23 protein-coding genes, 2 tRNA genes and 1 other RNA gene are annotated in these 22,716 nt (G+C 67.4%); 9 read left to right on the top strand and 17 right to left on the bottom strand.

Annotated features, from left to right (window positions below):
* Positions 1-36: 36 nt before the first annotated feature.
* Positions 37-546 carry a YceD family protein gene (locus ABQ039_RS05290; RefSeq protein WP_046341941.1) on the bottom strand — a complete coding sequence of 170 codons (510 nt, stop codon included), beginning with the start codon at positions 544-546 and terminating at the stop codon, positions 37-39.
* A 110-nt stretch (positions 547-656) separates the two neighbouring features.
* Here ABQ039_RS05290 and ABQ039_RS05285 point away from each other — a divergent pair, with 110 nt between their 5' ends.
* Positions 657-1,232 (top strand): nucleoside triphosphate pyrophosphatase, encoded by a 576-nt coding sequence (locus ABQ039_RS05285; protein WP_104576230.1) that lies wholly within the window; start codon positions 657-659, stop codon positions 1,230-1,232.
* A gap of 121 nt (positions 1,233-1,353) precedes the next feature.
* On the opposite strand, the gene ABQ039_RS05280 is transcribed toward ABQ039_RS05285, so the two are convergent.
* Genes ABQ039_RS05280 through ABQ039_RS05270 form a run of 3 tightly spaced genes read right to left on the bottom strand, consistent with a single transcriptional unit; the run spans position 1,354 to position 6,031 of the window.
* On the bottom strand, positions 1,354-3,186 hold the full coding sequence (locus tag ABQ039_RS05280) for a hypothetical protein (protein ID WP_184611168.1): 1,833 nt from the start codon (positions 3,184-3,186) through the stop codon (positions 1,354-1,356).
* Complete coding sequence (locus ABQ039_RS05275) at positions 3,186-4,181, bottom strand: glycosyltransferase (RefSeq protein WP_184611170.1); 996 nt, start codon at positions 4,179-4,181, stop codon at positions 3,186-3,188. The genes ABQ039_RS05280 and ABQ039_RS05275 overlap by 1 nt, the downstream gene beginning before the upstream one ends.
* Positions 4,182-4,189: 8 nt before the next feature.
* A complete protein-coding gene (locus tag ABQ039_RS05270; protein WP_184611172.1) occupies positions 4,190-6,031 on the bottom strand; it encodes a glycosyltransferase family 39 protein in 1,842 nt (613 codons plus the stop codon).
* A gap of 36 nt (positions 6,032-6,067) precedes the next feature.
* Here ABQ039_RS05270 and ABQ039_RS05265 point away from each other — a divergent pair, with 36 nt between their 5' ends.
* From ABQ039_RS05265 to ABQ039_RS05250, 4 genes are read left to right on the top strand one after another with little or no spacing between them, the layout of a single operon-like run.
* Complete coding sequence (locus ABQ039_RS05265; protein WP_016902524.1) at positions 6,068-7,021, top strand: MoxR family ATPase; 954 nt, start codon at positions 6,068-6,070, stop codon at positions 7,019-7,021.
* Between the two features lie 5 nt (positions 7,022-7,026).
* Complete coding sequence (locus ABQ039_RS05260; RefSeq protein ID WP_039515942.1) at positions 7,027-7,983, top strand: DUF58 domain-containing protein; 957 nt, start codon at positions 7,027-7,029, stop codon at positions 7,981-7,983.
* A complete protein-coding gene (locus ABQ039_RS05255) occupies positions 7,976-9,928 on the top strand; it encodes a DUF3488 and transglutaminase-like domain-containing protein (RefSeq protein ID WP_184611174.1) in 1,953 nt (650 codons plus the stop codon). Before ABQ039_RS05260 ends, ABQ039_RS05255 begins: the two co-directional genes overlap by 8 nt.
* Positions 9,925-10,458 (top strand): Slp family lipoprotein, encoded by a 534-nt coding sequence (locus tag ABQ039_RS05250; protein ID WP_016902527.1) that lies wholly within the window; start codon positions 9,925-9,927, stop codon positions 10,456-10,458. Before ABQ039_RS05255 ends, ABQ039_RS05250 begins: the two co-directional genes overlap by 4 nt.
* Before the next feature lie 111 nt (positions 10,459-10,569).
* Here ABQ039_RS05250 and ABQ039_RS05245 read toward each other — a convergent pair whose 3' ends face one another.
* The 4 genes from ABQ039_RS05245 to dnaX form a co-directional block, all read right to left on the bottom strand.
* Positions 10,570-10,920, bottom strand: coding sequence for a histidine triad nucleotide-binding protein (locus tag ABQ039_RS05245; protein ID WP_349778587.1), 351 nt, complete (start codon positions 10,918-10,920; stop codon positions 10,570-10,572).
* 105 nt (positions 10,921-11,025) lie between these two features.
* Positions 11,026-11,619 (bottom strand): recombination mediator RecR, encoded by a 594-nt coding sequence (gene recR, locus ABQ039_RS05240; protein WP_184611176.1) that lies wholly within the window; start codon positions 11,617-11,619, stop codon positions 11,026-11,028.
* A gap of 100 nt (positions 11,620-11,719) precedes the next feature.
* Positions 11,720-12,040 carry a YbaB/EbfC family nucleoid-associated protein gene (locus ABQ039_RS05235; protein WP_005913896.1) on the bottom strand — a complete coding sequence of 107 codons (321 nt, stop codon included), beginning with the start codon at positions 12,038-12,040 and terminating at the stop codon, positions 11,720-11,722.
* Positions 12,041-12,046: 6 nt separating this feature from the next.
* The gene (gene dnaX / locus ABQ039_RS05230; protein ID WP_184611178.1) at positions 12,047-14,077 is read right to left on the bottom strand and encodes a DNA polymerase III subunit gamma/tau; all 2,031 of its coding nucleotides are present in this window, start codon (positions 14,075-14,077) and stop codon (positions 12,047-12,049) included.
* Positions 14,078-14,314: 237 nt separating this feature from the next.
* Here dnaX and ABQ039_RS05225 point away from each other — a divergent pair.
* Both ABQ039_RS05225 and ffs read left to right on the top strand, forming a co-directional pair.
* A tRNA-Ser gene (locus ABQ039_RS05225) sits at positions 14,315-14,407 on the top strand.
* 69 nt (positions 14,408-14,476) lie between these two features.
* An RNA gene (gene ffs / locus ABQ039_RS05220) (signal recognition particle sRNA small type) lies at positions 14,477-14,573 on the top strand.
* Between the two features lie 247 nt (positions 14,574-14,820).
* Here the strand turns inward: ffs and ABQ039_RS05215 are convergent.
* The 6 genes from ABQ039_RS05215 to ABQ039_RS05190 all read right to left on the bottom strand — a co-directional run bounded on the left by ABQ039_RS05215 (position 14,821) and on the right by ABQ039_RS05190 (position 18,612).
* Positions 14,821-15,270, bottom strand: a complete 450-nt coding sequence (locus ABQ039_RS05215; protein ID WP_054590834.1) for a molybdenum cofactor biosynthesis protein MoaE — start codon at positions 15,268-15,270, stop codon at positions 14,821-14,823.
* Positions 15,267-15,512 (bottom strand): MoaD/ThiS family protein, encoded by a 246-nt coding sequence (locus ABQ039_RS05210; protein ID WP_024938437.1) that lies wholly within the window; start codon positions 15,510-15,512, stop codon positions 15,267-15,269. Before ABQ039_RS05210 ends, ABQ039_RS05215 begins: the two co-directional genes overlap by 4 nt.
* Positions 15,509-16,006, bottom strand: coding sequence for a cyclic pyranopterin monophosphate synthase MoaC (gene moaC / locus ABQ039_RS05205; protein ID WP_349778586.1), 498 nt, complete (start codon positions 16,004-16,006; stop codon positions 15,509-15,511). Before moaC ends, ABQ039_RS05210 begins: the two co-directional genes overlap by 4 nt.
* Before the next feature lie 76 nt (positions 16,007-16,082).
* Positions 16,083-17,114, bottom strand: a complete 1,032-nt coding sequence (moaA, locus tag ABQ039_RS05200) for a GTP 3',8-cyclase MoaA (protein WP_349778585.1) — start codon at positions 17,112-17,114, stop codon at positions 16,083-16,085.
* Complete coding sequence (locus ABQ039_RS05195) at positions 17,114-17,863, bottom strand: MBL fold metallo-hydrolase (protein WP_349778584.1); 750 nt, start codon at positions 17,861-17,863, stop codon at positions 17,114-17,116. Before ABQ039_RS05195 ends, moaA begins: the two co-directional genes overlap by 1 nt.
* Positions 17,863-18,612: a 3-deoxy-D-manno-octulosonic acid kinase gene (locus tag ABQ039_RS05190; RefSeq protein WP_349778583.1), complete on the bottom strand. Its 750-nt coding sequence runs from the start codon at positions 18,610-18,612 to the stop codon at positions 17,863-17,865. Before ABQ039_RS05190 ends, ABQ039_RS05195 begins: the two co-directional genes overlap by 1 nt.
* A 20-nt stretch (positions 18,613-18,632) precedes the next feature.
* On the opposite strand from ABQ039_RS05190, the gene ABQ039_RS05185 reads away from it, so the two are divergent.
* Positions 18,633-19,682 carry a glycosyltransferase family 9 protein gene (locus tag ABQ039_RS05185; protein ID WP_349778582.1) on the top strand — a complete coding sequence of 350 codons (1,050 nt, stop codon included), beginning with the start codon at positions 18,633-18,635 and terminating at the stop codon, positions 19,680-19,682.
* Between the two features lie 237 nt (positions 19,683-19,919).
* Here the strand turns inward: ABQ039_RS05185 and ABQ039_RS05180 are convergent, their stop codons facing one another.
* Together ABQ039_RS05180 and ABQ039_RS05175 are read right to left on the bottom strand one after the other, a co-directional pair.
* The gene (locus ABQ039_RS05180; protein WP_349778581.1) at positions 19,920-20,324 is read right to left on the bottom strand and encodes a DUF6165 family protein; all 405 of its coding nucleotides are present in this window, start codon (positions 20,322-20,324) and stop codon (positions 19,920-19,922) included.
* 99 nt (positions 20,325-20,423) lie between these two features.
* A tRNA-Ser gene (locus ABQ039_RS05175) sits at positions 20,424-20,514 on the bottom strand.
* Between the two features lie 197 nt (positions 20,515-20,711).
* Here ABQ039_RS05175 and ABQ039_RS05170 point away from each other — a divergent pair.
* A complete protein-coding gene (locus tag ABQ039_RS05170) occupies positions 20,712-21,416 on the top strand; it encodes a PP2C family serine/threonine-protein phosphatase (protein ID WP_024938430.1) in 705 nt (234 codons plus the stop codon).
* A 558-nt stretch (positions 21,417-21,974) separates the two neighbouring features.
* Here the strand turns inward: ABQ039_RS05170 and dnaQ are convergent.
* Positions 21,975-22,709, bottom strand: coding sequence for a DNA polymerase III subunit epsilon (dnaQ, locus tag ABQ039_RS05165; protein WP_024938429.1), 735 nt, complete (start codon positions 22,707-22,709; stop codon positions 21,975-21,977).
* Between the last annotated feature and the right edge of the window lie 7 nt (positions 22,710-22,716).

Below are 22,716 nucleotides of genomic sequence, written 5' to 3'. Positions count from 1 at the left end.
CGCGCCGACCTGTCTTTCCGCCCTTCACAGCGGCGGTTACTGTTTTTTGAACGCTGCCAGTGCCGCGAACGGACTGGCCTTGTCTTGCTCTTCCTGGGTCGGAACCCACTCGGCCTCGACGGCTTCGCTACCCGGCGCCATCGGCACCACCGGTATCGACAGCACCAGTTCGTCCTCGACCAGATCCGCGGCCCGCAGCATGCCATCTTCCGGCACCAGCAAGGCCTCGTACTCGGCCGGCAACGCAGCTTCGTCGGCTTCGTCACGGATCAAACCAAGACGCTGTCTGATTTGCACCGGATACAGAAAACGCTGCAGGCTGCGCTGGCAGGCCAGCGGAAGCTCGACATCGACACTGAGTTCGACATAGGCGACCTTCAACAGGTCGTCATGATCGAATTGGAGCGAATAGACACACTCGCCCTCGGTATCGACCAAGCTCCCTTGCAGGCGGGTCATCGCAGAGAGCGGGATGCGGCCATCGAAGCGCCTGCGCGCTACGACCATCCGCCAAGCATCCAGCATTTCGGGTACGTTCGCGGACATAAGCCGCAGAATGTTAAAGACCCGCCGACGCTCTGTCAAATACCCCTATTCACGCGCCTCGCAAGGCGCCAACGCTGGCAGACTTCCCTGCCCGTCCTGTGCAGCGCCCCATGATGCCACGCCTGATTCTTGCCTCCACCTCTGTCTATCGACGCGAGCTGCTCGGCCGGCTGCGCCTGGACTTCACCACCGCCCGGCCGGAGGTCGACGAACAGGCGCAGCCTGGGGAGCGCCCGGACGCGCTGGCCAGCCGGCTGGCTGCCGAAAAGGCAGCAGCGGTGGCGGCGCAGGCGCCCGACGCCTGGGTGATCGGTTCGGACCAGGTCGCCGACCTGGATGGCTTGGCCCTGGGCAAACCAGGCACGCTGGAGCGGGCGCATGCGCAGCTGACCGCGATGTCCGGCCGCGTGGTGCGCTTCCATACGGCAGTGAGTCTGGTCGGCCCTGGCCGCACTGCGCACGCGCTGGACCTGACCGAGGTGCAGCTGCGCCCGCTGATGCCCGCCGAAATCGACCGCTACCTGGCCGCCGAGCCAGCGCTGGATTGCGCCGGCAGCTTCAAGTGCGAGGGCTTCGGGATCAGCCTGTTCGACGCCATTCGCTCGCAGGACCCCACTGCCCTGGTCGGTCTGCCGCTGATCGCGCTAGCACGGCTGCTGCGGCAGGCGGGGTTCGAGATTCCGTAAGAATTGCCGTGCGACCAGGAGTGAAGGCCGCGCACGCATGGAAAAGATCGGGCACGAGCAAAACTCCCCGATCTCGAATCTCGAATCCCCAATCCCCAATCCCTGCACCAGGCACGCAGCCCTAACCGGGCCGAGTCAGCTCACAGAACTGATACGGATAATCAGCCTGCCCCACATGCGAGGACAGCGTGCGGCAGCGCGCAGGGTCCAGCGTCAGCCCGTACGCGGCCAGGCGCTGCTGCGCGGCCTCGCGCACGGCACGGTCGCCGGCGGCGATGTCCAGCGCCCTGCCCTTGGCAACGTGGAGTACGCAGCGGCCCGGCTGCGATGCATCCAGTTCGGCACGCAGTCCGCGCGCGATCAACCAGCGTAGGCGCGTGCATTGCGGTTGCACGCTCCAGCCCAGTTGCTGCGCCCAGCGATTCATCCGGTCGATCCGCAGCTGCTGCTTGTCGCGCGCCGCGCCCAGCACGGCGTAGAGCTGCGGCCGCTCGGCAATCAGCGTGCGCACGCGCTGCCGGTACTGGTCGGTCTCGGCGATATTCGTCGCCACACCGATATAACGCGCCTGCCGCGGAAGCAGCGGCACCCGCCAGGATTGCGGCTCGTCGCCGACCAGCAACACCGTGGAGGCGGCAGGTTCGCCCATCGCCGGCTGCTGCACCTGGAAGCTGTCGCGTGCCCAGGCTTCATGCCCCCAATCCTTCCACCCGACCACCGCAACCAGGGCGCATAGCCCGATCAACCAGGCCGCCTTGCGATCGGCGTATGTGGCAAATGCGTGCCGGCACACGATCCAGAGCACCAACGGCGCAAGCAGCTCCAGCACCACCAGATAGCGATGGATGCTGAAAATGGCCTGCCACAGCGCGTACGCAACGCCGAAGAACACCAGCAGGACCACGGCCGAGCGATCCAGCCCGACCTGCCGCACCGGCCGACGCAGCAACCAGCGCCCTGCAGCGACCAGCGTCACCGCATACAGCACCGCCCAACCGGCCTGCACCAGACCGAGATCGCCGATCCGCTGCGGCTTGAAGGTAAACAGCAGCGGCCAGATCAGCTGCTCGCCGAGATTGCGCGGCAACCACCGCACATCGGCGATCGACACCGGCTGCGCCAGCGGCGATTTGAAGACTCCGTTGAACTGCGGAAACAGCGGATTGCCCAGGTGCTGCCAGACCTGCCAATACCAGGGCCCGGCCACCAGCACCAACACCAGCGCCGCAACGCCGGAAAGCACGCCAAGGCCCAGCACGCGGGAGCGCAGGCGCCCGCCATCGCACAGGACCGCCGGCACCAGCGCCAACCCGTAGAGCGCATTGGTGAGCTTGAGCGAGACGGCCAGGCCGATCAGTGCGCCGGCGATGGCCCATCGATGCACCGCATGCGCGCCCTGCCGCGCCCGCGCCTGCGCCGACAACACCAGCGCCAGCGCCGCCAGCACCGGGATCGCGCTGGCGGTGTCGCCCATGGTGCCGCCGAGCTCGGACAGAAACACCGCGCTGCACATGCCGGCCACTGCAAGCAGCGGTGCCCACTGCGCGCGCCGCGTTTGCCCGGCCAATACGCGCCATGCCACTGCCGCCACCGGAACGAACACCAGCGCATGCAAGCCGCCCAGCAGCAGCCCGGCCACCGGCCCGGGAAGCTGCAGCATCAACCAGGCATGCAGCACATCGAGCAATGGGCTGAAGTAACTCTGCATCTGCGCCGGCGCCAGATCCACGCCCAGCCGGTCGTGCGCCCAGGCATCGCCGATATAGAGGTGGTAGTTGCGCAGGTCCCAGTTGGCGTCCTGGCCAAGCCCAAGCGAGAGCAGCGCGCCCAGCAGCACGACCGCCGTCACCGCCGCGGCGATCTGGCGTGGCGAATGAAAGCCGAAATGGCGATCGGCCCAGCCCAACAGCCGCTGCCGCCGGCCCACCGGCGTCGATGTCGCGATGGCTGCCATCAGCGGGTAGCTCCAGGCGCACGCGGCGCCACAAGAGTGGCGACGCCCGGCTCAGCCAGATACGCCAGATGCTTGGCCTCGACGCGTCCGCGCGTGACCGTGTCCAGGATCAGCCCGCACGCCAGCAGCAGGAAACCCAGCAGCATCAGCGCCACGCACAGGATCGCCGTGGGAAACCGCGGCACCAGTCCGGTCTGGAAATAGGTTTCGAACAACGGAATCGCCAGCACGATCGACAACGTGGCGCTAAGCACAAAGCCGATGGAGAAGAACAACAACGGCCGCTCGGCCTTGAACAACTTGGCAATAGTGGTGAGGATGCGCCAGCCATCGCGCCAGGTATTCAACTTGCTTTGCGAGCCCTCCGGGCGCACACCGTAGGCGGTTTCGACCTCGGCCACCGGCATGCGCAGCTGCAATGCATGCACGGCCAGTTCGGTTTCGGTTTCGAATCCCTGCGCATGCGCAGCGAAGGATTTGACGTAGCGCCGCGAGAACACCCGATAGCCGGACAGCATGTCGTCGAAACTGCGTCCGAACAGCAGCCCCGCGCACCGCGTCAGCAACACGTTGCCGACGCGATGACCGGGCCGATACGCAGCCTGCTGCTGATCGCGGCGCGCGCCGACCACCATGTCCAGGCCTTCGTCGATCAGCTTGCGCACCAGCGCCGGTGCGGCGGCCGCGTCGTACGTGGCATCGCCATCGACCAGCACATAGATGTCCGCTTCCACATCGGCAAATCCACGCCGCACCACATTGCCCTTGCCCTGCAGCGCCACGCGGCACACCTGCGCGCCGGCCGCCGCGGCGATCGTCGCGGTGGCATCGCTGGAATTGTTGTCCAGCACATGGATCGCCGCGCCCGGCAAGGCAGCGGCAAACGCAGCGACCACCGAGGCGACCGTCGCCGCCTCGTTATGGCAGGGCACCAGCACGGCGATTCGGATCCCGGGCCCAGGCACGGGAGGGACAACAGTCATGGTGTCGGTCATTGCGTGATCTAAGGTGCGGAAACGGTGATGGGCTGTTCCCACCAGTCCTCGACGCTGCCGTCGTGGCCATGCAGGCGCAGTCCCAGCCAATGCGTGCCCGGCGGCAGCGCATGCGTGTCGAAGGTGGCGTTGAAACCGACGTTGGGGTGCTGCGGGTCGGTGGAGATCTTCCAATACGGGCGCACATCCAGCGGCGTGCCGTACTCGGCCTGCGCGACCGGGCGCCCGTCCAGCAGCAGTTCCACCTGCGACAGCCCGACGCCGTCCTTGAATGCCCAGCCGCGCACCTGTACCTGCCCGGACACGCGCACGTCCGGCAGCGGCGTGTCGATCCAGGCCATCGCCGGGGCGATGCACGGCCCGGGCTGGCGTTGCGCCGACAGCGCGAACAGCAGGAAGCGCTGGTAGCCGTGATCGGTGGACACAACCGTGGGCGGCGGCAGCGGCCCGACCATCTCGCAGATGTCGTGATAGCGCTTCAACAGGTCGCGATAACGCTGATCGCTGGGCGAGAGCACCAGCAGCCGCGGCCCGGCGCGCGTGCCATCGCTGAGCAGTCCCCACTGCTGCAACTGCGCGCTGCGTCCGTGCTTGTCGTTCAACTCCGCGCGCAGCACTTCCACGTTGGCATCGTGCAGTTGAAAGCCCAGCTCGGCACCGACCTTGAAGTTTTCCGCCAGCACGCGCGTGCCCGGCGGCATCTGCGCGAGCCGGAGCTCGACCGCGCGCGCCAGGTCCTTCCACCCGGCAAAGTTGCGCGGATAGTATTTTTCGCCGGCCGCATGCGCGCGAATCGAGGGCACCGACACGGCCAGGTAATAGCCGTACGCACCCAGGGTGCCGAGCAGCGCAATCGCCCAGGCCGCGCGACGCAGCGTATGCGGCCAACGCATCAGGATCACCGGCACCGCCACCAGCAAGGCCAGGTAGCCCGGCAGCGGCCAGTGGAAGCTGATCCGCTCGGCATCGCTGAAGAAGCCGAGCACGAAGATCGCCACGGTCGAAATCCCGCCCAGCAGGCCGAAATACCGCCATTGCGCACGCGAACCGCCACCGGCGCGCGTGCCGGCCAGGCCGACCTTGAGCATCGCCCAGGCCAGCAGCGGGGTCACCAGCACCGCCTGTATCAGCAAGAACCACAGCCCGGTGATCTGAAAGCGCCATGGATGCCGGTCGACCAGCTGGAAGCGCAGCCCGGCCTCGTCATGCTCGGTATTCCAGAACAGCAGCGGCAGCCAGCTCACCGCGCCTACCGTCAGCGCCATCCAGATGCGCGGGTCGCGCATGACCGCGCGCCCCTGCGGAATGCACAGCAGCGCGATGCAGCCCACCCCGATCACCCCGGCAAAGCGGTAATGACTGAGCGCGCCGATCACCAGGCCGATGGCGAGCTCGAGCGCACTGGTGGCATCGACCTCGCGCAGCAGCCGCGCGCCGGCATCCATGCACAGCACCGCCGCCAGCGCCATCGGCACATCCGGCACCGCCAGGATGCCGAGCGTGGCCGACAGCGGCATCAGCAGGGTCAGGCTGCCGGCCTGCCAGCCCAGCGTGGAGCCGAACCAGCGCGTGGCGATATGCGCGATCAACCAGGGAATCAGCGCGGCAATGGCCAGAAACGGCAGGCGCAGGGCCAGCAGATGATGCCCGCCCAGTTCCACGCCCAGCCGCGCCAGCCAGGCGGTCATGCCCGGCAGATCCGAATACGCGGCGGCCAGATGCTGGCCTTCCTGCCAGTAGAACGCCTCGTCGACGAACAGCGGCAGCCGCGCGGCGATCAACAGCTTGACGGCCGTCGCCAGTGTCCACAGGATCACGAAGGTGCGATGTGCGCGTTGGTCCCCTTGCATTGCCCTGTGCACTCTTCTTCCACCTACGGAATTGTGATGTCGACACCGCTGCGTTCCACGGAAATGCTAACCGATGCGCTGCGCCAATCGCTGCGGCGCGCACAGGACCAGGTCAATTCGCTGCTGCTGGGCAAGGCGCAGGAAGTGCGCCTGGCGTTCGTGGCACTGCTGTCCGGCGGCCATCTGCTGATCGAAGACCTGCCCGGCCTGGGCAAGACCACCCTCGCCCACGCGATGGCCTCCAGCCTGGGGCTGGGCTTCCAGCGCGTGCAGTTCACCTCCGACCTGCTGCCGGCAGACGTGCTGGGCGTATCGGTCTACGACGCCGCCTCGCGCCAGTTCCAGTTCCATCCCGGCCCGGTGTTCACCAACGTGCTGCTGGCCGACGAAATCAATCGCGCCCCGCCGCGTACGCAAAGCTCGCTGCTGGAGGCCATGGCCGAACAGCAGGTCACGCTCGACGGCGTCACCCATGCGTTGCCGGAGCCGTTCTTCGTGATCGCCACGCAGAACCCGGTCGATCTGTCCGGCACCTTTCCGCTGCCGGACTCGCAACTGGATCGCTTCCTGCTGCGGCTCAGCCTGGGCTACCCCAGCGCCGACGCCGAGCGCGCGTTGCTGTCGGGCGTGGATCGACGCGAGCTGATCGCCCAGGCCGCACCGCAGCTCAGCGACGCCGACGTGGTGGCGCTGCGCACGGTGGTGGGCCAGATCCATACCAGCGATGCGCTGATCGGCTATGTGCAGGCCTTGCTGCTGCGCAGCCGCCAGCACGCCGGGGTGCGCGTGGGGCTGTCGCCGCGCGCCGGCATCGCGCTGCTGCGCGCGGCCAAGGCCTACGCGCTGCTGCTCGGGCGCGAGCACGTGCTGCCGGAAGACGTGCAGGCGTTGTTCGTGGCGGTGGCCGGGCACCGGCTGGTGCCGGAGGCCGAATCCTCGTCCGGGCCGGCGCTGGCCAAGGCGCTGCTGCACAGCGTGCCGGTGGACTGACCCAGGTGCGTGCGCACGTGCGCGGCATCGGTCGCCGACTCAGCCTGCTGGCGCGTCCGCGGGGCGCGGAGGCGTTGCCGATCGTGCTGGATCGGCGGCGCATCTACGTGCTGCCGACGCGCTTCGGGCTGTTCGTCACCGCCTTGCTGCTGGCGATGCTGCTGGGCGCCTTGAACTACAACAACAACCCGGCCCTGCTGCTGGCGCTGTTGCTGGCCACCGCCGGGATTGCCAGCAGCATCATGGCGCACCTGCAGTTGTCGGCACTGCGCGTCGAGGCGGTGTCGGCCGAACCGGTGGTCGCCGGCGAACCGTTGCGCATGCGGGTGTCGCTGGCGCGTCGCGACAGCCGCGCACGGCGTGGGCTGCGCCTGGATCATCTGGACAGCAGCGGTTTCTGTGCGTTGCTCGAGCACGACATGGCCGAGGTCGACCTGCCGGTGCCCACCGAGCGGCGCGGCTGGCAGGACATCGAACGCATCCGCCTGTCCAGCACCCAGCCACTGGGGCTGGTGCGCGCCTGGTCGTGGGTCTGGCCGGAGACACCGCTGCTGGCCTATCCCAGGCCCGAGGAACAGGGGCCGGCATTGCCCGAGGGCGCCGGTTCGCCCAACCAGACCCGCCTGCACCCGCAAGGCGAGGAGCTGCACCAACTGCGCCCGTATCGCGCCGGCGATGCGCCACGCACGATTTCCTGGAAGCACTCGGCACGCCGCGACAGCCTGCTGGTGCGCGAATACGAGCAGCCGCTGGGCATCGAAGTCACGCTGGACTGGCGCACGCTCAACGCGTTGCCGTACGAGCGCCGCATCGCGCGGCTTGCCCGCTGGGTCAACCTGGCCGAGCGCGACGGGCGGCGCTACCGCTTGCTATTGCCGGGCCAACCGCCGCTGGGGCCTGCACAAGGTCCGGCCCACCATCACCTGTGTCTGCGCGCCCTGGCCCTGCTTCCCCATGACTGAGCCGTCCGTCCCGATCACCCAGGCCAGTCGCGCCTGGGTGCTGGTCACCAGCTGGCTGGCGCTGGCGCCGTTGCTGTTGCAGCTGCCCGGCCTGCTCGCCGGCACCATTGCCGTGGCCGCCGTGCTGGTCGGGGTGCTGAGCTGGCGCGGCACCGTGATGGCACCGGTGCGGCTGTTGCTGGTGGTGGCAATGCTGGGCGCGGTGTATTGGCAGATCGGCATGCGCTTCGGCCGCGACACCGGCTGCGCGGTGCTGGCCGCGATGCTGGCGATCAAGGCCTCCGAGCTGCGCACCTTGCGCGATGCGCGCAGCCTGCTCGGCTTTGCGTTGTTCGCCCCGTTCGCGGCGTTTCTGCTCGACCAGGGGCCGGCGACGATGGGGCTGGCGCTGCTGGCGGTGGTGAGCGCGCTGCTGAGCATGCAGCGGCTGGCCGACGAGGAACACCGCACCGCCACGCCTGCGCTGCGGATGCAGTTGCGCGGCATCGGCAAGCTGGTCGCCATCGGCGTGCCGCTGGCCCTGGCCACGTTCTGGCTGCTGCCGCGCCTGAGCTCGCCGCTGTGGGGCGTTCCCGAGCGCGCGCTGTCGCGGCCCGGCCTGTCGGACAACATGTCGCCGGGCGAATGGATCGACCTGATGGCCGACGACAGCCCGGCGCTGCGCGTGCAGTTCACCGGCAACGCGCCACCACCGCAACAACGCTACTGGCGCGGGCCGGTGATGTGGGACTTCGATGGCCGGACCTGGCAGCGCGCGCGCTGGACCGGCCGCGGCCAACCCGCCTCGGTCACCGCCGGGCCTCAGCGCTATCGCTATCGCCTGGACTACGAGCCCACCGATCGTCGCCAGCTGGTGTCGTTGGACCTGCCCACGCAGGCGGTGGCCAATGCCGAGCTGTCACCCGACTACGAACTGTTCGCGCAGCGGCCATTGAGTGCGTTGACCCGCTGGGAGCTGCAATCGGCGCCACCGGCACGCTTCGACACCGACCTGCCCGACCAGTTGCGCAAGCGCGCCCTCGCCCTGCCGCCGGGCTTCAATCCACGCACGCTCGCGCTGGCACGGCAATGGCGCGCGGAAGCCGGCAGCAACGACGATGCCGTGGTGCAGCGCGCGCTGCAGTGGATCACCCGCGACTTCGCCTACACCCTGGATACCCCACTGCTCGGCCGCAACAGCGTCGACGAATTCCTGTTCCAGCAGAAGGCCGGGTTCTGCGAGCACTTCAGCTCTTCGTTCGTGGTGCTGATGCGCGCGGCCGGCATCCCGGCGCGCGTGGTCACCGGGTATGCCGGCGGCACCTACAACGGCTTCGGCAATTACTGGGTGGTGCGGCGCATGGATGCGCATGCCTGGACCGAAGTCTGGCTGGCCGGGCGCGGCTGGGTGCGGGTGGACCCCACCGCCGCAGTGGCGCCGGAACGCATCTACGACACGCTGGAAGACCGCGTGCAGGTCGGCGCGGGCGACAATTTCGCCCAGCTCGGCATGTGGGCCAGCCTGGGCCAGGTCAGCGACCTGCTGCGCCGCGGCTGGAACGATCTGGTGCTGTCCTTCGACGCCGACCGCCAGCAACGGCTGCTGCAACCCTTCGGCATCGATCGCCTGGACAGCTCGCAGCTGGCCGCCATCTTCGGCGTGTTTGCGGTCAGCGCGCTGGCGTGGATGGGTTGGCTGCTGGCGCGCGGCGAGCGTGAACGCGACCCGCTGCTGCGCGCCTGGCATCGCCTGGGCCGCCGCTACGACAAGCTCGGCCTGGCCCGCGAACCGCACGAACCGGCCATCGCCTGGGCGCAACGTGTCGCCCGTTCACACCCGAATCCGGCATTGTTGGCACTCAGCCAACGTTTCGCCGCCGCGCGCTACGCTGGCGCTGATTCGGACAGCGCCTCACTCCTCAAAGATCTGCAGCAGCATCGCCCGCGAACCGGAGCTTCCTCATGAGTACCCGCTTTCTTCTTCCCATTGTCGCCGCGCTCGGGCTCGCCGCCTGCGCCACCGCGCCCAAGCCGCTGCAGGGTCAGTTCCCTACGGTCAGTCCGAGCGATTCCACCGCCAGCGCCCAGGTCGGCACGTCGGTGCGCTGGGGCGGCAAGATCATCCAGACCAAGCCCGGGCAGGGCCAGACCTGCTTCGAGCTGATCTCGCGTCCGCTCAATGCCAGTGGCCGTCCGGACCGCAACGCCGTGGACGCCAGCGATGGCCGCTTCCTGGCTTGCCGCTCGGGCTTCTACGACCCGGCCGTGTTCGAGCCCGGCCGCGAAGTGACCTTCATCGGCAAGATCGAAGGCTACGAAACCACCAAGATCGGCGAGTACGACTACAAGCTGCCAAAGGTGAATGCCGACGTGGTCTACCTGTGGCCGGTCGTGCGCGAGGTGGATGTGGTGCCGGCCTACCCGTACGGCCCGTGGGGCGACCCGTGGGGCCCGCGCTGGGGCGGCGGCTGGGGCTGGGGCCGCGGCTGGTGGTAATCGACCGCTGAGTCAGTGACACGCAAAAACGCCGCTCGCAGGGAGCGGCGTTTTTGTTTATGCGATACGGCTGCTCGAACAGGCGCTGATGCGCTCGATCGTGTAACCAGGTCAGGGCGTGCCGAACCGTCCCAGCGGCGCGCCGGCCAGCAGATGCAGATGGATGTGGAACACCGTCTGGCCGGCATGCTCGCGGCAGTTCATCACGATGCGATAGCCGTCCTGCGCCAGCCCCTGCTCGCGTGCATACGACGCTGCAGCGAGTGCGAGCCTGCCCACCAACAGCGCCTGCTCCGGCGGCACATCGTCCAGCGTGGGAATCGCATGCTGCTTGGGAATGAACAGCACATGCACCGGCGCCTGCGGTGCGATGTCCTGAAAGCCCAGCACCTCGTCGTCTTCACAGACGATGTTGGCCGGGATTTCGCGACGAATGATCTTGCCGAAGATGGTGTCGGTCATGGGTGGGGATTGGGGATTGGTCATGAGGGATTGGCAAGAGCTTACCGCGCGCTTGTGATGTTTTGCTTTTGCCAATCCCCAATCCCGCCTCCCTAATCCCCGCCCTCAAAGCACCTCACCCCGGGTGCCAAAGGCATGCGACAAGGTGCCGCGATCGACGTATTCCAGCTCGCCGCCCAACGGCATGCCCTGCGCGAGCCGGCTCGGGCGCACCGCATGCTGGCGGGCAAGCTGCGCCAGGTAATGCGCGGTTGCCTCGCCTTCCACGGTGGCATTGGTGGCGATGATCATCTCGGTGACCTCGCCGGTGGCCAGACGCTCGCCGAGCCAGTCCAGGCCCAGCTCGCGCGGGCCGATGCCGTCCAGCGGCGACAGCCGGCCCTGCAGGATGAAGTACAGCCCGCGGTAGCCGGTGGCATGTTCGATCGCCAAACGATCGGCCGGCGATTCCACCACGCACAGCTGCTGCCGGTCGCGGCTACTGCTGGCACAGATCGCGCAGATCTCCGCCTCGGTGAAGTCGCGGCATTGCACGCAATGGCCAACCTTTTCCACCGCATTGGCCAGCGCCGCGGCCAGGCGGCGGCCACCCTCGCGCTCGCGTTCAAGCACGTGGTAGGCCATGCGCTGGGCCGATTTCTGGCCCACACCCGGCAATACCCGGAAGGCCTCGATCAGTTGTTCGAGAAGAGAGGACATTGGGTGGCCGGGATTGGGAATTGGAGATTTGGGATTCGCAAATGCAGAAGCGGATCTCGCTTCCAGCCAATCCCCAATCCCGACTCCCGAATCCCCTCGCTCAGAACGGCAACTTCATGCCCGGCGGCAGCTGCATGCCGGCAGTGGCCGAGCCCATGCGGTCCTTGGATTCGGCGTCGATCTTGTTGGAGGCGTCGTTGAAGGCGGCGGCGATCAGGTCCTCGGCCATTTCCTGGTCGGAGAGGATGCTCGGGTCGATGCGGACCTTGCGGCACTCCTTGGCGCCGGTCAGCGTCACGCTGACCATGCCGCCGCCGGCGGTGCCGGTGACTTCCAGCTTGGCCAGTTCTTCCTGGGCGCGCTGCAGGTTTTCCTGCATCTTCTGCGCCTGCTGCATCAATTGGGCAATGTTCCCACGCATGTGTCGTTACTCGTCGTAAGGGCGGATGGAATCGGGGACGACCCGCGCGCCTTGCTGCTGAATCAGCTGCTGCACGTTCGGGTCGTTCATGAACGCTGTTTCGGCCGCGCTCTGGCGCTCGCCTTTCTGGCGGCTGGCCCGCTCGTGCAGGGTCTCGACATCGGCGTTGCCGGTCTCGATGACGATGCGCGGCGTATTTCCCAACTCGGGCGCGAGTGCCTGCGCAAGGTTGGCGATGGAACGCTCGGAATTGAGATATTCGAAGCCCGGTGCCAGCGCCAGGCGCAACACGCCGTCGCGATGGCCGATGAAGGCCGCATTGGCGGCGAGCTGTCGCGAGGGACCGTTCAAGCCGCTGCGGGTGACCAGATCCAGCCATTGCTCGGCGTCGGCGATATGGCCGTTGTCGAGCAGGACCGACGGATCGGTTGCCGGTGCCGGTGCCGATATGGAGGGTGCGGCAACCGATGGCCTCGACATCACCGCCGCTGCAGATGCAGGTACCTCAGCCGCTGCGGCAACTGCCATCGCCGCTTCGGGCGCGGCCGCAGCCGGCAACACCGTATCGCCTGCTGCGGGTGGCGCCATTGCCGCCTCCGGCGCCAGCACGGGCGCCGCCGCAGTGACGGGGGCAGTGTTGGCACGCACCGGCGCATCGTCCATCGCCCAGGGCGGCGTGTCGTCGCTGCGCGTGGGAGCTGTCGATGGGCGGCTATCGGTCGATGCTTGCGCAGCGGGCAGCACCACGACAGGCGCGGGCGCAGCAGCGACCGGCGCCGGTGCGGCGACCGCAGCCACGGCAGCAGGCGCGGCCTCCAGGTCGGCCGGTTTCGCCATCGCTGCGGGTGCGGGCACGGCTGCCACCGGTGCGGCGGCCTGCACGCCAGTTGCCGTAGAACGCGCATGACCGCCGGCATTGGCACCACGTCCATCGTCACTGCCGCCAGCCGGCACTGCCGCCGCTGGGCGGAAGGCCAGCATGCGCAGCACCGCCATCTCGAAACCGGCGCGCGGACTGGGCGCCAGATACAGATCGCGACGGCCGTTGAGCGCCATCTGGTACCACAGCTGCACCACTTCCGGCCGCAGCTGCGCGGCATAGGCAGTCGGGTCGATGCCATCGCCGACGAATGCCACCGACGGCACCAACTGCTGCACCTGGATGCGGTGCAAGGCCTCGGCCAGCGCCTCCAGCACGCCGCTCCAGTCGGGCGAGAACTCGGCCAGCGCGGCGACCACCTGCATCAGGCGCGCGCCATCGCCGTCGGCCAGCGACTGCAGCATCGCGCCGACCTGGGTGCGATCGACCGTGCCGAGCATGGTGCGCACCACGTCCTCGCGCAGCGCGCCGCCGGCATAGGCAATGGCCTGGTCGAGCAGCGACAGGCCGTCGCGCAGCGAGCCGTCGGCGGCCTTGGACAGCTGCACGATCGCCGATGGATCCGATTCGATCTGCTCGGCGGCCAGGATCCGGGTCATCTGGCCCTGGATCTGGTCTTCGTCCAGCCGCTTGAGATTGAACTGCAGGCAGCGCGACAGCACGGTCACCGGCAGCTTCTGCGGGTCGGTGGTGGCCAGCAGGAACTTCACGTGCTCGGGCGGCTCTTCCAGCGTCTTCAGCAGCGCATTGAACGCCGCCTTGGAGAGCATGTGCACTTCGTCGATCAGATAGACCTTGAACTTGCCGCGCGAGGGCATGTACTGGGCGTTTTCGATCACCTCGCGCACATCGTCCACGCCGGTGTTGGACGCGGCGTCGATTTCCAGCAGGTCGATATAGCGGCCGGCATCGATATCCAGGCAGGCCGGGCACTGGCCGCACGGATCGGCACTGGTGCCGGTCTCGCAATTCAGCGATTTGGCGAAAATGCGCGCAATCGTGGTCTTGCCCACGCCGCGGGTGCCGGTGAACAGGAATGCGTGGTGCACACGCCCACTGTCGAGCGCGTTACTGAGCGCGCGAACCACGTGTTCCTGGCCTACGAGTTCGGCAAAACGCTTCGGGCGCCACTTGCGGGCGAGAACAAGATAAGACATCGGGCAACCAGCTTCCTCTGAACCGATATTGTGCCATGGCGCGTCAAGTGGTTCGTTCAGCGGCCGTGGTGCCCCCGGCGTTGCCACCCGCCGGAGGACTGCCGGACAGCGTCGGGGGCCGGCCAGACACCTGCGCTGGCATCGTCACGCCCGACCGGCAGATCCTTTACCTTGTTAATGGCGCCCGCGGCGGCTAGAATCCCGCTCCTGCCGACGACCCGGTCGCACGGCAGGTACGGAGAGGTGTCCGAGTGGTTGAAGGAGCACGCCTGGAAAGTGTGTAAGCGTCTAAACCGCGCTTCGGGGGTTCGAATCCCCCTCTCTCCGCCAGTTTCATGATCCAGCAACACGATTGCATGGATCCAGGGTCACGCCAGTGACCCACGTCTTATGGTGGCCCCGTCGGTCCCTCGCGACGCTAGATCGAAAATCCCGCCAGGGCCGGAAGGCAGCAACGGTATCGATTGATGCGGGCGCCGAGGTCAACCGGCGGGGACACCACCCCAACCCAGACTGATGGCGCATCGACAGATGCCGCACGCACTCGGCGCGTAATGCAGACGGTGTGCAGCCGCCACTGCGACCCGGCGCCTTGCGGCCATGCTCAAAGCTGGCCAGTGATTTGCAGCGCCGTGGCGACGGCTCGGAAATACGCGCAGCGTCAGGCGCTTTCCGGCGCGCTCAACCGGCGGAACACCAACCTGATCTTTTGATGTTCCCGCAGCGCGTGGCCTGCGAGCGCGCTACTGCGTCTGCGATTCCGGATGCAGCCAGCCGGCATCGCCTTCCAGGTAATGCTCGTGCTTCCAGATCGGCACGCGCGCCTTGACCTCGTCGATGATGAAGCGGCAGGCATCGAATGCGGCGCCGCGATGCGCCGCGCTGACGCCGACCCACACTGCCATGTCGCCGATACGCAGCTCGCCCACGCGGTGCACGCAGTAGGCGTTGACGATGGCAAACCGACTCATTGCCTCGTCGAGCACGCGCTGGCCTTCGGCCTGCGCCAGCGCGGCGTAGGCCTCGTAACGCAGCCCGGCCACGCTGCGGCCCTCATTGTGGTTGCGTACCCAGCCTTCGAAACTGGCGAATGCGCCGGCATGCGGGTGTTCCAGCGCAGCGCGCAAGCTGTCGACCAGCAAAGGCACCTCGGAAAGCGCAAAGAGGGCGGAAGTCTGCTCGCTCATGCTCAACCTCCCGACACCGGCGGAATAAACACGATTTCACTGCCATCGCGCACGCCGTCTTCCCAGCGCGCAAACGCGCCATCCACTGCCACGCGCAGCTGCGCCGGTGTCCAGCGCAGGCCATGGCGCGTATCGAGTTCGGCATAGAGCGCGCGCAGGTCCTGCGCCTGCGATTGCACCTGCTCGCTGGCAATGCCTGCTGCCTCACGCAGGCTGGCGAAATACAGCACTGTCACTGTCGTGCTCATTGGCTTGCTCCGATATCGCGCTTGCCACCACGTTTGGACACCAACCTGGTCGGGCCGATGCTCATGCTGTGCGACAACGCCTTGCACATGTCGTAGACCGTCAGGGCCGCCACGCTGGCGCCGGTGAGCGCTTCCATTTCCACACCGGTGCGATGCACGCAGCGCACCGTGCAACGGATGTCCAGCAGCTGCTCGCCCGCCCAGTCGATCTCGAACCGGCAGGCATCGATCGGCAACGGATGGCAGAAGGGAATCAACTCGTGCGTGCGTTTGACCGCCATGGTGCCGGCGATCACCGCGGTTTCCACGATGCCGCCCTTGGCGCTGCGCAAGCCGTTGGCGCGCAACTGCGCGGCGACGGCGGCCGGAAAACGCACCCGGCTTTGCGCGGTGGCGCTGCGCGCGGTGACCGCCTTGTCCGAGACATCCACCATCGTGGGCAGCCCGGAATCGTCCAGGTGGGTCAGGCATGCGGAACGGGATTTTGCAGGCATGGGAAACGACACGATGACAGGCGCTCAGGATGCGACATTCTCGGTGAACGGGGCGCCTGGATGGAACAGCAGTGCCTTACCCGCCGATCAGGAACATCTCCACCGGCTTGCCACGGCGCGGTGTCGATGCGCGCACCTCGCTGTAGCGGTCGCCACGTATGCTCCAGCGCGCACGCAGATGCTCGGACAATCCATGCTCGCCCTCGGCCAGGGCCGGCTTGAGGTCATGGCCCTGGCTGGCGAACAGGCAGGTGTACAACTGCCCGTCGGCCGACACGCGTGCGCGCTGGCAATCGCCGCAGAACGGCACGCTGACCGAACTGACAAAGCCCACCTCGCCGGCGCCATCGGCAAATGCATGCCGCTGCGCCACTTCGCCGGTGTAATTGGCATCCAGCGGCAGCAATGGCCAGCGCGCGTGGATGCGCGCGTGCAGTTGCGCGGAGGTCACCACCGCATCGGCGGTCCAGCCATTGCAACTGCCCACATCCATGAACTCGATGAAGCGCAGCACATGGCCGCTGCCACGGAAGTGCTCCACCAGGGGCAGCACCTGATCTTCGTTGATGCCGCGCTGCACCACGCAGTTGATCTTCAGGCGCTGGAAGCCGGCCTGCTCGGCAGCGGCGATACCGGCCAGTACCTGCGCGATCTCGCCACGGTTGCCACTCATGCGTCTGAACAGCTCCGGATCCAGCGCATCCATGCTCACCGTGATCCGGCGCAGCCCGGCCTGGCGCAGCGCCACCGCCTGACGGGCGAGCAAGGTGCCGTTGGTGGTCAGCGCCAGATCCTCGATGCCCTCGATCGTGGTCAGGCGCGCAATTAGGCTGGGCAGATCACGACGCAACAGCGGCTCACCACCGGTCAGGCGTACCTTGGTGACGCCGACCGAGACGAAGGCACGCACCAGCGTTTCCAACTGATCGAAGCTCAGGCGCTGCTGCGCATCGAATCCGTAGTCGTCGGGCACGCGATCGGCCGGCATGCAGTAACCGCAGCGGAAATTGCAGGCCTCGATGACCGACAGACGCAGGTCGCGTAGCGGCCGGCCATAGCGGTCCTGCATCGGCGCGGCGGCCAGGTTCGGCAACAGCAGGGCGCCCATCAGGGCACCATGGCGGCAGTCGGCTGCGCCAGCGGCAGATGTTGACCAGGCACGGCCACGCGATGGCCGCGTGCGCGGAGCACGTCGCCGTCGGCGTCGCTGGCGTAGTGGTACAGCAGCATGCGGCTCAACAGGTCCTGCGGGTATTCCCGCTCCAAATCGTCCACCCCAGTATGCGACGGGTTGCCGTGAACGCCGCAGTCATGCGCGATGAGCTCGCTGTCATCGGCATACCGGGCCAGCATTTCCGGGATCGGCCGGGTGTCGCCGCTCCAGACCAGCGCCCCCTTCAGCCGCAGCCCATAGGCGGTCTCCGGCCAGTGGTGGCGCGCCGGGAACACTTCCAGCCGCACTCCGTCGTGCCAGAACGCGTCGCCGACCGGCACCAGCTGGAAGGCATCCCAGAAGTTCGCGCCGCCCTCGGCCAGCACGTTCGGGTAGTCGGCGATCCGCCGCTGCAGCAACGGCACCACCGGCGCCGGCACGTACAGGCGCGTGCGGCCGCGGCGTTCGGAGAAATAGCTGTCCACGAACAGCCGTTCCAGCCCGCCGACGTGGTCCAGGTGCACATGGGTGATGAAGACCGCCTGCGGCAGATGACCGTACTGGGCCTGGTAGGTAGTCAGCCCTTCGCTGCCGCAATCGATGGTCAGCCACGGCGCGCCGGCGCGCTCGATGGTGGCCATCGGTGAACCGAGCGCCACCGCCGACGCATTGCCGACCCCTTGCACCCGCAATGCCCAGTTCATCAGTAGCCCCGGGCCCAGGCCAGCTCGTACGCGCGGTGCAGGCGCTCGTAATCCTTGTCGACCTCTTCTCGGCTGCGGTTGCCGCGCAATTTCAGCAGCGAGCGATGCAGGCGCTTGAGATTGCGTTCGCGCCAGCGCGTGGCCGGAATGCGCAATACGCCGCGGTCGAAATCGATCAACCAACCATGCCCGCCGGCATCGAACAGGATGTTGTGCGCGTTGAGATCGGCATGATCCAGGCCGGCGCGATGAAAGCGCGCGATCAGCCGCCCGGTTTCTTCCCACGGCGCACCGCGACCGGCGACCTGCGCATGCTCGGCGAGCGAGCGCACGTTCTCCAGGCGTTCCATCAACAATGCAGCGCGATAACTCAGCCCCTCGCGCAAGTAGCAAGCCGCCAACGGGCGCGGCACCGGCAACTTGCGCTTGAGCAGTTCGCGCATCAGCCGGAACTCGGCAAAGCTGCGCGTGCGCCCGGCGCCCTTCCACAGATAGTGATCGCGGCTCACGCGCGCGGCCATGCCGCCGCGCAGGTACTGCCGCAACACGCTGTGACCGAACGGCGCATCCACGAACCACGCCCCACCCCGCCCGCCTTCGTCGACCGGCCGTGCCCTGTCACCCCAGCGTTGCGGCGAAAACAGCCCGGCATCGGCTTGCCGCAGCCGTTCGCGGTCGAACAGAATGGCGCCATAGCCGCGGCCTTCGCGGTACGGCGCCAGCGCTTCAGTGGCGTCGAAAGAAACCATCTATCGAGTCTAACAACACCATGGCTTCTACGCCCGCCTCGTTATGCCTGCTGCGCCTGTCCGCCCTGGGTGACGTCACCCATGTGGTGCCGCTGGTGCGCACCCTGCAGGCGGGATTTCCGGCAAGCCAGCTGCACTGGATCATCGACAAGGCCGGGCTGAAATTGCTCGACGGCCTGCCTGGCGTGCAGTTCCATGCCTACGACAAGCGCACCGGCGTGGCCGGCATGCGCGCGCTACGCCGCTCGCTGGCGCCATCGGGTCGCTTCGATGCGCTGCTGCAGATGCAGGTGGCCTTGCGCGCCAATGTGCTGTCGGCCTTCGTGCCGGCGCGGCGGCGGATCGGCTATGACCGCAGCCGTTCCAAGGACCTGCACGGCCTGTTCGTCAACGAGCGCATCGCCGACCGCCCCGGCATCCACGTGCTCGACGCCATCGGCAGCTTCGCCCAGCCACTCGGCCTGACCCAGACCCAGGTGCGCTGGGAGTTGCCGGTTCCCGACGAGGCGCATCGCTGGGCACGCGCGCAATGGGACGACGATGGTCGCCCGGTGCTGATGATTTCGCCGTGCTCCAGCCACGCACGCCGCAACTGGTATCCCGACCGCCATGCCGCGCTGGCCGACCATGCCGCAGCGCAAGGCTGGCGGGTCGTGCTGTGCGGCGGCCGCAGCGAGCTGGAACGCAGCACCGCCGATGCCATCGTCGCGGCCGCGCGCACGCCGGTGCTGGACCTGGTCGGCAAGGACACGCTCAAACAACTCCCCGCCCTGCTCGCCCGCGCAGAGCTGGTGGTCACCCCCGATTCCGGACCGATGCACATCGCCAACGCGATGGGCACCAAGGTGCTCGGCCTGCATGCGGCCAGCAACCCGCTGCGCAGCGGCCCGTATTCGGATGTGCGCTACTGCGTGGACCGTTATGACGCAGCCGCCCGCAAATACCTGGGCAAGCCGGCCGACCAGCTGAAATGGGGCACCAAGATCGAGTTCGACCAGGTGATGGCGCTGATCACCGTGGACGATGCGATCGCCGCATTCGAGCGTTATCGCAGCGATCATCCGCGCTGAGAATCGGCGTCGGATCGGCACTCGAACAGGCGTTCAATCGCTGCGCAGCTGCGCGCTGCGCCGCGGTGCAGACGCCCAGGACAGCCAGGAAACAAGAGCCAAACACCGCCGGCTCACGTGCGCGGCAGCCAATCACCGCGGTGCCGGCCGACTCGAAGTGTGGCGGCGCACCAGAAAGCGCCGCGCACCCACCGACCACCACGTGAGTCGGTTACGCAGACCTGCAATCAGCGGCTCTCAGACACCGCTAGCGCGGTAGTCCTGGTACGACTTCTCTTCCACGTACGACGAACCCAGCGCCAGGTTGATCTCTTTCTTGATGCGCGCGCGTTCGTCGTTTTCGATATAGACGCTGCGCGCCAGCTGCACGAAGCCGTCATCGAAGGTCTGCGCCTGCTCCTTGAGCCGGATGTCGTCCTCGATCACCCACAGCCGCTCGTTGACGGCCTTGAGCGCCGCACGCAGACGCACGATGTCGTGGCCGGCGGCCGGATGCGCCATCCAGCTGGTCTCCAGCGCGGACAGCTCGCTGCGCACGTTGGCCAGCTTGCCGGGGTCGCTCATGCGCTCGGACTTGATCTGCAGGATCGCGATCTTGTCGAGCAGCTCACCAAAGGACACGGGCACCAGGATCTCGGACATGACAGGCCTCCAACGGATATCGGGCGGATTGTAGCCAGCGCAGCAGCGCGCGGCGGCGACACATAAACAAAAGCCCCCTTGCGGGGGCTGATGCGAATCTGGCGGAGAGGGGGGGATTCGAACCCCCGAGGCGCTATAAACGCCTGCCTGATTTCGAGTCAGGTACATTCAACCGCTCTGCCACCTCTCCAGATGGTCCCCAGTGTCCCGGGGCCGTGCATCATACGGGCACCGGCGCCCAGCTACAAGCGGCCCGGGCCGGCATCGCCGGCACGATCGAAGGTCCGGGCGTGAACCCGCCCTGCGGCACCGGCGATCGGCGTGTTGCTGCGGGCCGGCCGCGCCGCGATGATGGTCACGCACCTCCTTCCTTGGCGACCCGCCCCCATGCTCGAATTCGGACACCTTACCCATGTCGGCCTGCGCCGTGACCTCAACGAGGACACGTACTACGGCGACAGCGAACTGGGGCTGTGGCTGGTGGCCGATGGTATGGGTGGGCATGCCTGTGGCGAGGTGGCCAGCGCCCTGGCGCGCGAAACCATCGTGCGCGAGGTGCGCGCCGGCACCCCGCTGGCCCAGGCGGTACGCATCGCCGACGAAGAGATCATCAAGACCTCGCGTCGCTGCAACGACACCTTGCCGATGGGCACCACCGTCGTCGCCGCGCGCGTGCTGGGCCAGCGCTTCGAAGTGGCCTGGGTCGGCGACAGCCGCGCATATCTGTGGCGCGACGGCCGGCTGGCGCAGCTGAGCCAGGACCATAGCTATGTGCAGGAACTGATCGCCCAGGGCACGCTGACCAGCGAGCAGGCACGCGCGCATCCGCATCGCAACGTGGTGACCCAGGCGCTGGGCGTCACCGATCCGGTCCACCTCAATGTCGCCACCATGCAGGGCGAACTCAAATCCGGCATGCAGCTGCTGCTGTGCAGCGACGGCCTTACCGAAGAAGTCGATGATGCCGCGATCGCCGCGACCCTGTCGCAGGCCGATTGCAGCGCGCAGGAATGTGTCGAATGCCTGGTCGCCGCCGCACTCGATGGCGGCGGCTCGGACAACATCACTGCGATCCTGGTGCGCAGCTACTAAAAGCGGCCAACAAGACCTAGCGAGCGCCCGGCTGGCGGTGTGAGCAAGGGTGTTGTTGGCCCGCATCTGGTTGAAGGCAGACAAGCGCCTGGTCGGTCAAGGGTGCGTTGTCCTCACCGCCTGCGGACCACGCCGTCAATCTAGCCCTGAAGACTCCCTGGCGGCATCCAGGCCGCCAAGGATCCCGGAGGCGTCGAGAGCACTGCACCAGAGCGTGAGTCGGCTGCCTAGTTGAATACCATGCACACCGATCATCTTGACAGGTCCTTGCCCGCCCACCGTCGCGGGACCTTACGCGGCATGGATGCCGCGTAAGAGCCTACAGGGACGTACTTGCGGCGTGTCCTGCGATGGTTGGCGGGCAAGGGCCCTGCAGCCAGGCCGCAGATCACCGGCCTGCAGCGAAGAGCAACATCATCCCGCTCCGCACTAGACCAGAGAGACATCGTTTTGTTGGCAGAGCCAAGCTCGGGCATCGAACCCGCCCGGTAGCTACTCCGGGCACGCCATTCGCCGCCACGCCGCGCGACAGCCGGACACGCGTTGCCGACAGCCGCACTACCCGGCAGCAGCCACCTCTTCAACCGGCGCATCCCACAACGCGCGTCCGGCCTTCTTGCGCAGGTACGCCAGGCGCGCCTCGTGCGCCTGCGACTCCGACGCGGTCACCACCACCCGCGCGCGCGGCAACAGCAACGCCGGATCGAAGGTGATCATGCCCTCGCCATGCTCGCTGCGCTGGCCGGTATCGGCGCTGGCAAAGCCGATCTCTTCCTGGCCCGAGGTCAGCGCGATGTACACATCGGCCAGGATCTGCGCATCGAGCAAGGCGCCATGCAACTGGCGATGCGAGTTGTCCACGCCCAGGCGCTTGCACAAGGCATCCAGGGAGTTGCGCTGCCCGGGATAGCGCTCGCGCGCCATCATCAGGGTATCCACCACGGTGGCGCGCTCGACGATACGGCCGTAGTTGTCGCCCAGCAGCGACAGCTCGTTGTCCAGGAAGCCCAGATCGAACGCGGCGTTGTGGATGATCAGCTCCGCGCCGTCGATGTAGGCCAGGAACTCCTCGACCACATCGGCAAACAGCGGCTTGTCGGCCAGGAACTCCAGCGTCAACCCGGTCACTTCCTGCGCACCCGGCTCGAAATCGCAATCGGGCTTCAGGTAGCGATGGAAGTTGTTGCCGCTCGGGCGCCGCTCCAGCAGCTCCACCGCACCGATTTCGACGACGCGGTTGCCCTTGCGCCATTCCAGGCCGGTGGTTTCGGTATCGAGAATGATCTGACGCATGAATCCT

The organism is Xanthomonas sp. WHRI 6108 (assembly GCF_040202385.2).
In the GTDB taxonomy this organism is placed as follows: domain Bacteria; phylum Pseudomonadota; class Gammaproteobacteria; order Xanthomonadales; family Xanthomonadaceae; genus Xanthomonas; species Xanthomonas arboricola.
The sequence above is the reverse complement of the archived record's forward strand: the minus strand, read 5'-3'. Positions and strand labels throughout refer to the sequence as shown.